This window comes from Nonomuraea rubra, assembly GCF_014207985.1.
Taxonomy (GTDB): Bacteria; Actinomycetota; Actinomycetes; order Streptosporangiales; family Streptosporangiaceae; genus Nonomuraea; species Nonomuraea rubra.
Genome location: NZ_JACHMI010000001.1, coordinates 7,508,551 through 7,522,336, shown reverse-complemented (window position 1 = coordinate 7,522,336; position 13,786 = coordinate 7,508,551). Strand labels below are relative to the sequence as shown.

Here is a 13,786-nt window from a genome sequence, read left to right as displayed (position 1 = left end):
CTCCGCCCGTGGCGCCGCGCGCGGTGCGCGTGGCGCGGTGCGTGTGGCGCGGTGCGCGTGGCGCCGTGTGCGGGACGCCGTGCGTGGCACGGGTGGTATGCGGCCGGGTGAGGCCGGGGCCGTGGTGCGGGACCGTTGGAGCCGGTCCCGCACCGGTTGGCGGGTGTGGCGTCAGGCGGCCGGGACCGTCAGGACGGTGCCCGCGCCGACCGTGAGGCCGCCCTCGCGGATGGCGAAGCCGAGCCCCGGCTCGACCGCGACCGCCTTGCCCAGCTCGACCGTCACCTCCACCGTCTCCCCAGGCAGCGCCCCGGCGTCGTCCGGCAGGACGAGCTCGCCCGGCACGTCCGTCGTCCGCAGGTAGAACTGCGGCCGGTACCCCGACGTGACGGGCCGCCTCCGCCCGCCCTCCTCCGGCGTGAGGAGGTAGACGCGGGCGGTGAACCGGCCGCGGGCGTGCTGGGTGCCGGGCGCCGCCAGCACCATGCCCCGCCGCACCTGCTCGCGGCGCACCCCGCGCAGCAGTACGGCGGCGTTGTCGCCGGCCTCGCCCCGCTCCATCGTCTTGCCGAACGTCTCCACGCCCGTCACGACGGCGGAGAAGGCGTCACCGAACCCGACCACCTCGACCGTGTCGCCGATCCGCACCGTGCCCCGCTCGATGGCCCCGGTGACGACCGTGCCGCGCCCGGTGACGGTCAGCACGTTCTCGACCGGCATCAGGAACGGCGCGTCCACGTACCGCACCGGCACGGGGATGTGCGTGTCCACCGCGTCGAGCAGCGCCTCGACCGACGCCGTCCAGACCGGGTCGCCCTCCAGCGCCCGCAGCCCGGACACCCGGACCATCGGGACGCCGTGGTACCCGTGCTCGGCGAGCAGGTCCTGCAGCTCCAGCTCGACCAGGTCGGTCAGCTCCGGGTCGGCGCCGTCGGCCTTGTTGACGGCCACGACCAGGTGCTCGACGCCGACCCGCTTGGCGAGCAGCACGTGCTCCCTGGTCTGCGGCATGATCCCGTCGTGCGCGGACACGACGAGGATCGCGCCGTCGAGCTGCGCCGCCCCCGTGATCATGTTCTTCACGTAGTCGGCGTGCCCCGGCATGTCCACGTGCGCGTAGTGGCGGGTCGCGGTCTCGTACTCGACGTGCGAGATGTTGATCGTGATCCCCCTGGACGCCTCCTCCGGCGTCCGGTCGATCCGCTCGAACGGCGTGTACGTGGCCTGCCCGCGCTCCGCCAGCACCTTGGTGATGGCGGCGGTCAGCGTGGTCTTGCCGTGGTCGACGTGCCCCATCGTGCCGATGTTGAGATGCGGCTTGTTCCGTACATAGGCCTGCTTGGCCATCGGTTCCCTTTCCCAGAACCTGGATCCGTGGTGACCCGTCAGGGTCGTCAACCTCCCCCCGCCGGGTCACTCCGGAACTAACGGGAAGAGGTCAGCGCTCCAGGCCGTCGCACGCGTACGAGCCCGGCAGCGAGGCTGCGGGCGTCGCGAGGCGCGCGTACGGGAACATGAGGAACATAGTGCGGGGATCAGCACCGCACCGCAACGGATTATTCCGCGGGGGCTACGGCCTGCCGACGCCCATGTACGTGTACCCGAGCGCGCGCATCCCCGCCGGGTCCAGCAGGTTGCGGCCGTCGAAGAGCACCGGCCGCCGCATCGCCGAGGCCGCCTGCGCCCAGTCGACCTCCTTGAGCTGCGGCCACTCGGTCACCACGATCGCCGCGTCGGCGCCCGCCAGCGCCTCCTCCGGCGTGGCGTGACGGGTCGTGGAGATCCACGGCTCCACCTCGCCCGGCCGGGCCATCGGGTCCCAGCAGTGCACCTCGGCGCCCTCGGCCAGCAGCCGGCCGGCCAGCACCGTGCTGGTCGCCTCCCGCATGTCGTCGGTGCCCGGCTTGAACGTCAGCCCGAGCAGCGCCACCCGCATGCCCGCCAGCGTGCCCAGCTCGTCCTTCAGCTTCTGGATCGCCCGGCGCTTCTGCAGGTTGTTGACCTCGATCACGGCCGACAGGAGCTGCAGGTGGTAGCCGGTGTTGCTGGCGAGCTGCCGCAGCGCCTCGGAGTCCTTCGGGAAGCAGGAGCCGCCCCAGCCGATGCCGGGCCGCAGGAAGTGCGGGCCGAGGCGGTGGTCGAGACCGACGGCGCGGGCCACCTCCTCGACGTCGGCGCCGGTCTTCTCGCACAGCGTGGCGATCTCGTTGATGAAGCTGATCTTCGTGGCGAGCAGCGCGTTGGAGGCGAGCTTGACCATCTCGGCCGAGCGCACGTCCATCACGACGACCGGGCCCTCCACGCCGTCGTGCAGGTCGGCGATGAGCTGCGCGGTGGCCTCGTCGGCCGCGCCGATGACGATGCGGTCGGGGTGCATGAAGTCGGTGACCGCGCGGCCCTCGGCGGTGAACTCGGGGTTGGCGGCGTACCCGACGTGGGCCAGGCCCGCCGCGTCGAGCGCGGCCCGCACCCGGGCGCCGGTGCCGACCGGCACGGTCGACTTGACCACCACCGCCTTCAGGTGCGTGGCGCCCTCCAGCGACTTCACCACCGACCAGATCCGGGACAGGTCCGCGTCGCCGGAGGCCGAGGGCGGCGTGTCCACGCACACGTACGCGATCTCGGCGCCGTCGAGCGTCTCCGCGAGATCCAGCGTGAAGGTCAGCCGCTCCTTGTTCCTGACGATCAGGTCGCCGAGGCCGGGCTCGTAGATCGGCACGTCGCCGGAGCGCAGCAGGTCCACCTTGTCGGGGTCGATGTCCCGGACCACCACCCGGTGCCCCAGCTCGGCGAGGCAGGCACCGGTCACCAGACCGATGTACCCGGCACCGAACACGGCCACCTGCCGTTCCGGCTTGCCAACCATCGTTGACCATCCAATCTCGCGAACGCCGCCACAGGGCGGGCCCGCTGCTCGGGAAGTGAGGTGCCGAAACCGGCGGAGGATCATCACACCTTAACGTCCTCCCTCACATTGTCCTCGACCCGGTTGGCGGGTGGCACAACGCGGGCCCCGCTGTTCGTCCGGCAGACCGAAGCAGACCGGGTGGAGATGACCTACGGTGCGGATATGCCACGTATCGGTCTCGATGACGTCCATCGTTTCGCCGTGCCCTCCGATCCGGCGCTGCGCCCCGACGGCGGCGCGGTCGCGTACACGCTCACCACCGTCGATCGCGAGTCCGACGAGAACCGTACGGAGATCTGGCTCGCCGCCCCGGAGTCCGAGCCGCGCCGCCTGGCCAGGGGCAGCGCGCCGAGGTGGTCGCCCGACGGGCGCACGCTGGCGTTCCTGCGGCCGGTGGACGGCAAGCCGCAGCTCCACCTGCTGCCCATGGATGGCGGCGAGCCGTACGCGCTGACGCGGGCCCCGCTCGGCGCCGGGCCCGCACGCTGGTCGCCGGACGGCACCAGGATCGCCTACGCGGGACCGGCCGGGCCGGAACCCGACCTGGACGCGCCCGTCGTCATCGACCGGCTCGACTACAAGGCCGACGGGGCCGGGCTGCTGCGCGGGGTCACCACGCACCTGTTCGTGGTGGACGCCGGCTCGGGGGAGAGCACCCAGGTCACCGAGGGCGACTTCCACGCGGGCGAGCCCTCCTGGTCGCCGGACGGGACGCGGCTGGCCTTCGTGACCGACCCGGCCGCCGACCGCGACCTGCGGCCGGGCGGCGCCGCCTTCGCCGTGCCCGCCTCCGGCGGCGAGCCCGAGCGGCTGACCGGGCCCGAGCTCCTCTGCGGCGGCGTGTGGTGGCTCGGCGACCGGCTGGTCACCGCCGCGCTGAAGGGCGGCCCCGTCGGGCACGTCCGCCTGTACGCGCTGGGCCCCGGCGGAGCGGCCGAGATCGAGACCGGCCTCGACCGCAACGTGATGACCGGGCACCCCGGCTACCCCGGCGCCTCCCCGGCGCTGCTCGGCGACGACCTCGTGTTCTGCGCCCGCGACGGCGGCCGTACGCACCTCTACCGCATCCCCGGCGGCGAGCTCGCCACCAAGATCGTTCCCGAGGAGGTCAGCGTCGCCGGGGCCAGCACCGCGGCCGGCCGCCTCGCGTACGTGGCCGCGAGCCCGCACAGCGCCGGCGAGATCTACCTGCTGGAGCCCGGCGAGCCGGCCGCGCGCCGGCTCACCGCCCACGCGCCCGCCGATCTCGACCCGTACGTGCCGGAACGCCGCACCTTCACCGCCCCCGACGGCACCGTCGTCGAGGGCTTCGTCTGGCGCGACGAGAACGCCGCCACCCCCGGGCCGCTCCTGCTCGACATCCACGGCGGCCCGCACAACGCCTGGGCCCCCGTGCTCGACGGGTTCCGCGTCTACCGCCAGATCCTGGCCGCCCGCGGCTGGACCGTGCTGGCGATCAACCCCCGTGCCAGCGACGGCTACGGCGAGGCGTTCTACACCGCCGCCGTGGGCGCCTGGGGCCTGGCCGACACCCAGGACTTCCTCGCCGCCGTGGACACCCTGGTCGCCGAGGGCGTCGCGGACCCCGAGCGGCTGGCGGTCACCGGATACAGCTACGGCGGCTACATGACCTGCTGGCTGACCGCCACCACGGACCGGTTCAAGGCGGCCGTGTCCGGCGGCCCCGTCACCGACCTGACCAGCATGAGCGGCACGTCCGACATGGGGCTCCTGCTCAAGGAGTACGAGTGCCCCGGCGACCTGGCCGCCCAGTCGCCGCTCACCCACGTGGGCCGGGTCACCGCGCCCACCCTCCTCCTGCACGGCGAGAGCGACGACCGCTGCCCCATCGGGCAGTCCGAGCAGTGGTTCGCCGCGCTGCGCGAGCGGCGGGTGCCCGTGACGCTCGTACGCTATCCCGGGGCCAGCCACCTGTTCCAGGGCGGCGGCCGGCCCTCGCACCGGTACGACTACAACGAACGGATGATCGCGTGGCTGGAGCGATGGGCCGGCTGATCGCGGGCGCCGCGGTGCCCGGGCTCAGAGGGTGATCCACTCCGTGGACGTGGTCACCTCGTCCAGCACCGACGGGATCGGCTCGACCCCGATCCCCGGCCCCGTGGGCACCTCCAGGTGGCCGTCCACCAGCTCGAACGGCTCCGTGACGTCGGTCGCGAAGTAGCGGCGCGAGCCGGAGGTGTCGCCGGGCAGGGTGAAGCCGGGCAGGGCGGCGAGCGCCACGTTCGCCGCCCGGCCCAGGCCCGTCTCCAGCATGCCGCCGCACCACACGGCGACCCCGTTGGCCCGGCACAGGTCGTGGATGCGCCGCGCCTCCAGGTAACCGCCGATCCGGCCCGGCTTGATGTTGATGATCGAGCAGGAGCCGAGCGCGATCGCGGCGGCGGCGTGCTCGGCCGACTCGATCGACTCGTCCAGGCAGATCGGCGTCCTGAGCTGCTTCGCCAGCTTGGCGTGCTGGACCAGGTCGTCGTTGGCCAGGGGCTGCTCGATCAGCAGCAGGCCGAACGCGTCGAGCCTGGCCAGGCGGGGGGCGTCCGTCAGCGAGTAGGCGGCGTTCGCGTCCACCTGGAGCAGCACGTCGTCGCCGAACCGCTCGCGTACGGCACGGACCGGCTCGACGTCCCAGCCGGGCTCGATCTTCAGCTTGATCCGGACGTACCCCTCGTCCAGGTAGCCGGCGACGGCGTCGAGGAGTTGCGGGACCGAGTCCATGATGCCGACCGACACCCCGCACGGCACCCGCGTCCTGGCCGCGCCGAGGAACCGGCCGAACGACTCGCCCGCCGCCCTGAGCTGCGCGTCGAGCACCGCCGTCTCCAGGGCCGCCTTGGCCATGCGGTGGCCCTTGATCGGCTCCAGGGCGCGGGCGACGTCGTTCGCGCCGAGGTTCTTCGGCAGCGCGGGCAGCAGGAAGCGGCGGATCACCTCGGCGGCGCCGTCCACGTACTCGGGGGAGTAGAGCGGCTCGGACATGGCCACGCACTCGCCCCAGCCCTCCGCGTCGGGCGTCACGACCCGCACCAGCAGGACGTCCCGGGCGGTCTCGGTGCCGAACGAGGTGCGGAACGGCGCCACCAGCGGCATCGCGATCCGCCGTAGCTCAACTCCAGTGATCTTCACGCTCTCTCCACTACGTAGTACCGCTTCCCGGAGAACCCCGTGACCGCGTGGCCCTCCGCCATCAGACCCCCGAGCACGTCGCGTACGGCGTGCCGCCACGCCTTGGCCGCGCCCGGGTCGGACCGGCGCAGCCCCTCGACGTCCCCGGGGACCGCGACCAGCACCCTGCGGGCGTCACCCACCGGCGCGGCCACCGGCCTGCCGCCCTCGTCGGCCAGCGCCACCACGGCGTCCCCGGCGTCCCCGGGGTCCGGGAGATCGTACGGCTCCCGCCGCGCCGGCGCCTCCACGTGCGGCGCGGTCAGCGGCCACGAGGCGAGCAGCCGGTCCGACTCGTCGCCCTGGTTGATCGCGTCGTCCAGGATCCCGTAGAAGCACGGCAGGTACTCCACCGGCCTGGCGCCCAGCTTGGCCAGGTTGAAGTGCGCGTTGCGGCGCACCAGCGGGTCGTAGGTCCAGGTGACGCGCTCCAGCCCGCGCTCCAGGGCCCAGCGCCGCTGGTGCAGCTTGAGGTCGAGGCCGGCGCCGCGCCGGGTGGCGCCCGTGACGTGCGAGTGCAGCGTGCGGTCCGCCGCGAGGAAGCCCACCGAGCCGCCGACGAGCACGTCGCCGTCGAAGGCGCCGGCGACGTAGCCGCCCGCGTGCGACAGGGCCCGCATCAGCTCGATCGTGATGGGCGGCGCGCCGGGGCCGAAATGCCAGATGTCGTCGAACAGCGCGTCGACACGCTCGAGCTCCACCATCTCGCGGAGTTCCCTGACCTCGATCAACGATCCACCCTTCCGTCACGATCCCCTGCGACGGTATGCCATCGCGGGGCGTGCGGATTCGTCGTGGACCACCAAGAGGGCGAGCCTTTTCGTCGCACCGCCCAACCGCCCCCGGTTTGCCGCCCGACCATCCCCGGTTACTGTGCAGGGTCAGCGGGTGCCGGCGGTCAGGGCGATGCGGATCCGGCTGGGCGCCTCCTGGCTCAGCCGTACCGACTCCAGCGGCACCGTGACCTCGGGCGTGCGGTAGCGGCCGCCCGCGAAGCGATCGGCCAGGTCGGCGCGGACCGCCGCCGCCGTCACGTCGCCGTCGAGCGAGCTGCGCCCGTCGCGCCAGATCTCCACCATGCACGGGCCCGGCTGCGCCGCCAGCGCCAGCCCGGCCACGGTCGCCCCCGCCAGGGCCCCGAGGTCGCGGCGCGTCCAGCCGTAGTGCCAGATGCCCGCCGCCACCACCGGCGCGGCCGGGCAGCCGCCGGGCGCGGTGAGGACCACGTCCATGCCCTGCACCAGCAGCTCGGCGATCTCCTCCGCGCTGCGCGCGACGAGGTCGCCGACCTGGAGCCCGGGGAAGTGCGGCACGGGGCCGGCCAGGCCGTAGATGAGCTTGACGCCCGTTCCGAGAGGGCCGGGGCCGTCGTCGTGCCAGCCGCAGGCGATGACATCGACCGACTCGGGAGACCTCCACGTGCCGATACGCAGCATGTCTATTGACTACCCTTTGCCGTGAACCGTAACACACCGTTACACGCTTGAGGCGGGCGGGGTTGTGCCGTGAAGCATTGACAGGCCGATCATCGCAGGCTCCTGGCATCGAGCTGCCGCAGCACCCGCGACACCACCACCGGGTCCGCGCCCGGGTCGCGCCGCGCCTCCAGCACCACCTGCCTGGCGGCGGACATCATCTCGCCCTGCACCCGCCGCATCAGCCTGACCCGCCGCGCCCGCTGCTCGTACGCCTCCCGCCGCTCCTCGTCGGCCACCTCCGGGCTGATCCGCAGCCCGATGTCCAGCATCCGCCTGCTCAGCACCTCGACGACGTCCTCGGGCAGCTCCTCGGCCTCGTCGATCTCCCGCAGCCGCCGCCTGGCCGCCTTGGCGGCGGCGATGGCCAGCCGCTTCTCCAGCTCCCGCTCGGCCGCGGTGTCGGCCTTGACCCCCAGCCGCGTCACCAGCCACGGCAGCGTCAGCCCCTGCGCGATCAGCGTCGTCAGGATGACGGCGAACGCGACGAACACGATCACCGGCCGCTCGGGGAACGGCGTGCCGTCCTCCGCCCGCAGCGGGATGGCCAGCGCGAGCGCCACCGACGCCACCCCGCGCATGCCCGCCCACCACATGACCACGGTCTCGCGCCAGCTCAGCGGGATCTCGGTGTCGTCGCCGCGGCCCACCTTCTTCGCCAGCCACGCGGCCGGCAGCAGCCACAGCAGCCGGACGAGCACCACGACCGCGACCACGACGGCGCTCCAGCCGAGCACCGCCCCGAGCCGGCCGTGCACGGTGCCGAGCACGGCATGCAGCTCCAGCCCGATCAGCCCGAACGCGACCCCGGTCACCAGCGTGTCCACGACCTGCCAGAACGTCGCCGAGGCGAACCTGCCGAACACGTCGTCGGCCTCGAACATGCGGTCACTCAGGTAGAACGCGCTGGTCAGCACCGCCAGCACCCCGGAGCCGTGCCACTCGTCGGCCAGCGCGTACGCCGCGAACGGCACCAGCAGCGACAGCCCCACCTGCAACGTCGCGTCGCCGAGCAGCGCCATCAGCCGCCCGCCCAGCCACCCCAGCGCCAGCCCCACCAGCACCGCCACCACGGCCGACAGCATGAACTCGGCCAGCGCCCCCGGCCAGGAGAACGCGCCCGTCACCACGGCCGCGACCGCCACGTGGTAGAGCACGATCGCGGTCACGTCGTTGAACAATCCCTCGCCTTCGAGCAGCGACACCATGCGCCGGGGCAGCCCCAGCCGGCCCGCCACCGCCGAGGCCGCGACCGGGTCGGGCGGCGCCACCAGCGCGCCCAGCGCCACCGCCGCCGCCAGCGGCAGCCCCGGCACCAGCAGGTGCGCCGCCCCCGCCACCGCCGCCGTCGTCACGAACACCAGCGCCACGGCCAGCAGGAAGATCGGCTGCCAGTTGGCCGCGAACTGCCGCCACGACGTGCGCTGCACGGCCGCGTACAGCAGCGGCGGCAGCAGCAGGGGCAGCACGATGCCGGGCGGGACGTCCACGTTCGGCACGAAGGGCAGGACGGCCAGCAGGATGCCCAGCAGCGTCATCAGCACCGGCGGCGGCAACCCCAGCCGCTCACCCACCGGCACCGTGACCAGGGCGCCCAGCAACACGAGCATGAGCAGCACGAACTGGTCCACGACGCCCCCCGGTGATCGTCGGCACCAGCGTAACCGCGCACCCCCGCCGTCAGCGGGCCGGAAACCCCGGCCGGCCAGGATCGTGGTGGCCCCGCAGGTAGCCGGCGGCGGCCGTCCCGGGCACCTCCCCGCGCCTCCCCGGGGTGACGCGCCCGTGCCGGCGCGCACGGGGCCCGTGATCGCTCCCGGTGGGCAGGGCCCCCGCCCGGCCGTGGTGCTTGCCCGGGACTTTACCTTTCAGGGCCTCACGCCATCATTGCGCTGTGTGATAGTAATGTGACACTGCGTATCCGAAGAGATCCGGGAGATCTTCATGGTGGCGTACATCCTCTCGATCTTGGCGGCGGTGGGCGCGGTGGCGCTCACCGCGCTGCTGTTCAGGCGGGTGAAGACGGCGGGCGAGGACCGCGACCCCAACGGCCCCTCGGCCGCTCACGCCGGCGCGATGTTGTCGGCCATGTTCCTGCTCGTGTTCGCCATCGCGATCATCGTCCCCTGGACCACGGCCGACGCCGCCAGGCTGAACACCCACGCCGAGAGCCAGTCCTCGGTCGACGCCTACTGGGCCGCCTCGGGGCTGCCCGGGTCCGCGCCGGAGGAGGTGCGCAGGTCGCTGCGTGACTACGTCGCCTTCGTGGTCAAGGACGAGTGGCCGCTCATGGCCGGCGGGCACATGCATCCCGTCGGCGACGAGCGCATGGACGACCTGCGCGGGCGGGTCAACGCCCTGCAGCCGCGCGACGACGGGGAGGAGGACGCCAAGGCGACCGTGCTGGAGCACATCAGCGCCATCTCCACGGCCCGCGCCCAGCGGACCGCCGACGCCGGCGCCACGCCGCCCGACGGGCTGCTCATCCTGACCGTCCTCACCGGGGTGCTGGTCGTCGTCTTCCCGTTCCTGGCCGGGGCCAGGCCGCGCGGGCTGGCCATGCTGCCGCTGGTGGCGACGGCGGCGTTGATCGGGTTCGGCACCTACCTGACATGGGACATCTCCCGCGCCTTCGACGGGCCGCTGGCCGTCGGGCCGGACGCGTTCCGGGGGGCGCTGGAGGAGTTCGCGCGGATCAGCGGGGGGATGTGACCGTGGGCGTCAGGCGTGCGCCCCTCCTGCTCGCCGCCACCCTCGCCCTGGCCGCCGCCGCAGGCCCAGCGGCCGCCGCCTTCGAACCACAGCTCGGCCCGGCGGCGGCGTCCGGGCGGCTGGCCGCTCCGGGTTCCGGGCCGGTGGCCGTGCGGGTGGCGGCGGTGTCCGGGCGGGTGGGTGTGCCGCGGGTGGTGCCGGTGGCGGGGCGGGTGCCGTCGCCGGGGCCGGTGCCGAAGGTGGGCCGGGTGCCCGCGCCGCGGCCGGTGCCGCGGGTGTCCGTACGCAGGCCCGTGCCGCCCAAGAGGGTCACCGTCGGGCCCACGGTGAAGGTGCCGCGGGTGCTCACGCGGCGATCCCCTGATCCCAAGGTGTCGATCTCGATGCCGCGTGGGAAGCGGCGGGCGGCGCCCGAGGTGACGGTGCCGCAGGTGACGGTGTTCCCCGATGGCGTGTGTGCGGGCGGGGTCGTGCTGGGGGAGTGCCCGCGCGGCCGGCCACAGGCGGCGCCCAGGGCCGTCGCCCCGCCCGTGGTGCCGGTCCTCGTGCAGCCGCCGCCCAGTCCGACTCCCATCCCAACCCCCACCCCGACGCCCTCGTCCCGGCGGCACGTGCGGCAGGCCGAGCCGCCGGAACGCCGGCGCAACCCGATGAACACCGTCCTGCTCACCGTCGTGCTGGTGACGGCGATCACCGCCACGACGGCGGTGGCGTTCCGGGCGCGCCGGTGATTCTTCACGCGATGCGTTCGCGCCGACGCGGCGATGCTGCGATGCGGGGATGCGGGGATGCGCGGATGCGGCGATGCGCCGACGTGCCGATGCGCGGACGTGCCCGGCCTGCGGACGCGCCGGGTCGGCGGGAGGAGGTGTGATGGGGGCGCGGCGCCGATGCGAGTCCGGTGAAAATGGGAAGCGGAGGTCGAGAGCCACGTGTCACACTGACGCGGCGATCGAGGAGGTGCGGTGCCCGAGGAAGAGGTGCTGGCGGGCGGCGGGATCAACCACGTGGTAAGGGCGGGCGACACCGTGCGCCGCCCGCAGGGCCCCTGGACCCCGGCCGTGCACGCGCTGCTGCGGCACCTGGAGGCCCGGGGGTTCACCGGCGCGCCGAGGAGTCACGGCATCGACGAGCAGGGGCGGGAGGTGCTCGACTTCGTGCCGGGCGAGACCGCCGACTACCCGCTGCCCGGCTGGGTGCGTACGGACGAGGTGCTGGCGGCCGTGGCCCGGCTGCTGCGCGGCTACCACGACGCCACGGCCGGCCTCTCCCACGACGGCCCCTGGTACTTCCCGCCGGTCGAGCCGGCCGAGGTGATCTGCCACGGGGACGTGGCCACGTACAACTGCGTGTTCAGGCAGGGCAGGCCGGTCGCGTTCATCGACTTCGACACGGCGCACCCGGGGCCGCGCGTCTGGGACGTGGCGTACGCGGCCTACCGGTTCGTGCCGCTGCACGATCCAGGCGACGGCGACGGGATCCCGGTGGCGGAGCAGGCGCGGCGGCTGCGGCTGTTCTCCGGCGCGTACGGGCTGGACGAGGCCGGCAGGCGGGCACTGGTGCCGACCGCGATCAGGCGGCTGGAGCACCTGGTCGGATTCATGCGGGAGCGTGCCGCCGCGGGCGACGCGGCCTTCGCCGGCCACGTCGCCCGGGGGGACGACCGCTTCTACGAGCTGAACATGGCGCACCTGCGCCGCCACGAGAGCGCTCTCACTACTTGCTGAAGCCCGCGGTCAGACCGCTGAGCAGCTGGCGGCGGCCCACCACGTACAGGATGAGGATCGGCAGCGTGGTCAGCACGACCGAGGCCAGGACGGCGGGCACGTTGATGCTGTACTCCTCCTGGAAGGACCACAGCGCCAGCGGCAGCACGCGCTTGTCCGGCGTCTGCGTGAGCACCAGCGGCAGCAGGAACCCGTTCCAGATGTGCAGCGCGTTGTAGATCGTCACGGTCACCACGGCCGGCCGCGCCAGGGGGAACGCCAGCCGCCAGAGCATCCCGCTCTCGGTCGCGCCGTCGATCCGCATCGACTCGAACAGCTCCTTGGGCACGTCCCTGATGAAGTTCGACAGGACCAGCACCGACAGCGGGATCGCGAACGCGATCGACGGCAGGATCATCGCCATCAGCGAGTCGTACAGGCCGAGCTGGATGATGATCAGGTAGACCGGGATGATCGTGGCCTGCAGCGGGATGGCCAGGCCCATGAGGAACAGCGAGTTCGTCCAGCGCAGCAGCCTGCTCCTGCCGCCGCGCACGATCGCGTACGCCGCCATGAAGCTGACCGCCACGGCCGGCACCACGGCGCCTATCGTGACGATGACGCTGTTGACGAAGTACTGCACGAAGTCCGACTCGATGACCAGCCGGTAGTTCGCCAGCGTCGGCTCCGACGGCGGGGCGAACGGGTTCTCCAGGTAGTACCTCGACTGGGACTTGAAGCTCGTGATGACGATCCAGTAGATCGGCACCACCACGATCACCAGCCACAGGACGCTGGTCAGCCCGGCCAGGTAGTTGGGGCGCTCCTTGCCGCGCGAGGTGACGCGGCGGTGGCGCGGGTTGTCGGCCTTGGCGGTGCCGAGGTGCTCCGGGGCCCTGGTGGGGACGGTCGTCATGCGTCAGGCCCCTTCTAGCTGGCTGTGGCTGGCGTCGCGCCCGCCGAGCCGGCGCAGGAGCAGCGACAGGGCGAGGCCGACGAGGACGAGGATGATCGCGATCACGCTGGCCGGGCCCATGAGGTTGGCCATGAAGCCGCGCTTGTACATGTCGACCGCGAGCACGCGGGTGGCGTCGCCGGGGCCGCCGGCGGTCAGCACGAAGATCAGGTCGAAGAGCGTCAGCGACCCGACCACCATCAGCGTCGAGGACGTGATGATCGTGTACTTGAGCTGCGGCAGCGTGATGCTGAAGAACCTGCGCACCCGGCCCGCGCCGTCCAGCTCCGCGGCCTCGTACATCGAGCGCGGGATCTGGCGGATGCCGCCCTGGTAGACCAGCGAGTGGAACGGGATGTACTGCCACGACACCACGAAGATCACGACGCTGAAGGCGAGCACCGGGTCGCCCAGCCAGTCCTGGATCAGGAGGTCGATGCCCAGGCCCGCGCCCAGCCCGAAGTTCGGGTCGAGCAGCGCCTTGTACGTGATCGCCAGGGCCGCCGAGCTGAGCAGCAGCGGGACGAAGAAGATCACCGACAGGACCGCCCGGTACCGCTGCCGCCCGGCCAGGAACGCGCCCATCAGGATGCTCGCCGGCGTCTGGACCAGCCACGACACCGCCATGAGGAGGAACGTCACCCACAGCGCGTGCGGCAGGCCGGGATCGCTCAGGATCGCGGCCCAGTTGCCGAGGCCCGCGGGGCTCATCGCCCCGATGCCGTCCCACGTCACGAAGCTCAGCGCGAGCACTCCGCCCAGCGGGATCACGGCGAACCCGACGAAGAACACCAGCGCCGGGATGGTCATCCATGCGACGGAGCCGCCACGGCCCGCCTTGGAGGCGGGC

The 13,786-nt window shown here is 73.0% G+C and carries 12 protein-coding genes; 4 read left to right on the top strand and 8 right to left on the bottom strand.

Annotation, left to right across the window (positions count from 1 at the left end):
• Positions 1–171: 171 nt before the first annotated feature.
• Together tuf and HD593_RS34265 are read right to left on the bottom strand one after the other, a co-directional pair.
• Positions 172–1,347, bottom strand: a complete 1,176-nt coding sequence (gene tuf, locus HD593_RS34270) for an elongation factor Tu (protein ID WP_185106083.1) — start codon at positions 1,345–1,347, stop codon at positions 172–174.
• Between the two features lie 223 nt (positions 1,348–1,570).
• Entirely contained in the window at positions 1,571–2,866 is a 1,296-nt protein-coding gene (locus HD593_RS34265) for a UDP-glucose dehydrogenase family protein (RefSeq protein ID WP_185106082.1), read from the bottom strand.
• Between the two features lie 243 nt (positions 2,867–3,109).
• On the opposite strand from HD593_RS34265, the gene HD593_RS64610 reads away from it, so the two are divergent.
• Positions 3,110–4,924 carry a S9 family peptidase gene (locus HD593_RS64610; RefSeq protein WP_185106081.1) on the top strand — a complete coding sequence of 605 codons (1,815 nt, stop codon included), beginning with the start codon at positions 3,110–3,112 and terminating at the stop codon, positions 4,922–4,924.
• 24 nt (positions 4,925–4,948) lie between these two features.
• Here the strand turns inward: HD593_RS64610 and menC are convergent, their stop codons facing one another.
• The 4 genes from menC to HD593_RS34240 form a co-directional block, all read right to left on the bottom strand.
• Complete coding sequence (menC, locus tag HD593_RS34255) at positions 4,949–6,049, bottom strand: o-succinylbenzoate synthase (RefSeq protein ID WP_185106080.1); 1,101 nt, start codon at positions 6,047–6,049, stop codon at positions 4,949–4,951.
• Entirely contained in the window at positions 6,046–6,819 is a 774-nt protein-coding gene (locus HD593_RS34250) for a GNAT family N-acetyltransferase (protein WP_185106079.1), read from the bottom strand. Before HD593_RS34250 ends, menC begins: the two co-directional genes overlap by 4 nt.
• 150 nt (positions 6,820–6,969) lie before the next feature.
• Complete coding sequence (locus HD593_RS34245) at positions 6,970–7,524, bottom strand: acyclic terpene utilization AtuA family protein (protein WP_185106078.1); 555 nt, start codon at positions 7,522–7,524, stop codon at positions 6,970–6,972.
• 89 nt (positions 7,525–7,613) lie between these two features.
• Positions 7,614–9,194 (bottom strand): Na+/H+ antiporter, encoded by a 1,581-nt coding sequence (locus HD593_RS34240; RefSeq protein ID WP_185106077.1) that lies wholly within the window; start codon positions 9,192–9,194, stop codon positions 7,614–7,616.
• A 313-nt stretch (positions 9,195–9,507) separates the two neighbouring features.
• On the opposite strand from HD593_RS34240, the gene HD593_RS34235 reads away from it, so the two are divergent.
• The 3 genes from HD593_RS34235 (at position 9,508) to HD593_RS34225 (ending at position 12,002) form a co-directional block, all read left to right on the top strand.
• Positions 9,508–10,275 (top strand): bestrophin-like domain, encoded by a 768-nt coding sequence (locus HD593_RS34235; protein WP_185106076.1) that lies wholly within the window; start codon positions 9,508–9,510, stop codon positions 10,273–10,275.
• Positions 10,276–10,277: 2 nt separating this feature from the next.
• The gene (locus HD593_RS34230; protein WP_185106075.1) at positions 10,278–11,006 is read left to right on the top strand and encodes a hypothetical protein; all 729 of its coding nucleotides are present in this window, start codon (positions 10,278–10,280) and stop codon (positions 11,004–11,006) included.
• 234 nt (positions 11,007–11,240) lie between these two features.
• Positions 11,241–12,002, top strand: a complete 762-nt coding sequence (locus HD593_RS34225; RefSeq protein WP_185106074.1) for a phosphotransferase — start codon at positions 11,241–11,243, stop codon at positions 12,000–12,002.
• On the opposite strand, the gene HD593_RS34220 is transcribed toward HD593_RS34225, so the two are convergent.
• Positions 11,992–12,897 (bottom strand): carbohydrate ABC transporter permease, encoded by a 906-nt coding sequence (locus HD593_RS34220; RefSeq protein ID WP_185106073.1) that lies wholly within the window; start codon positions 12,895–12,897, stop codon positions 11,992–11,994. The two genes, HD593_RS34225 and HD593_RS34220, sit on opposite strands and share 11 nt — an antisense overlap.
• 3 nt (positions 12,898–12,900) lie before the next feature.
• Entirely contained in the window at positions 12,901–13,746 is an 846-nt protein-coding gene (locus HD593_RS34215) for a carbohydrate ABC transporter permease (RefSeq protein ID WP_185112298.1), read from the bottom strand.
• Positions 13,747–13,786 lie beyond the last annotated feature (40 nt).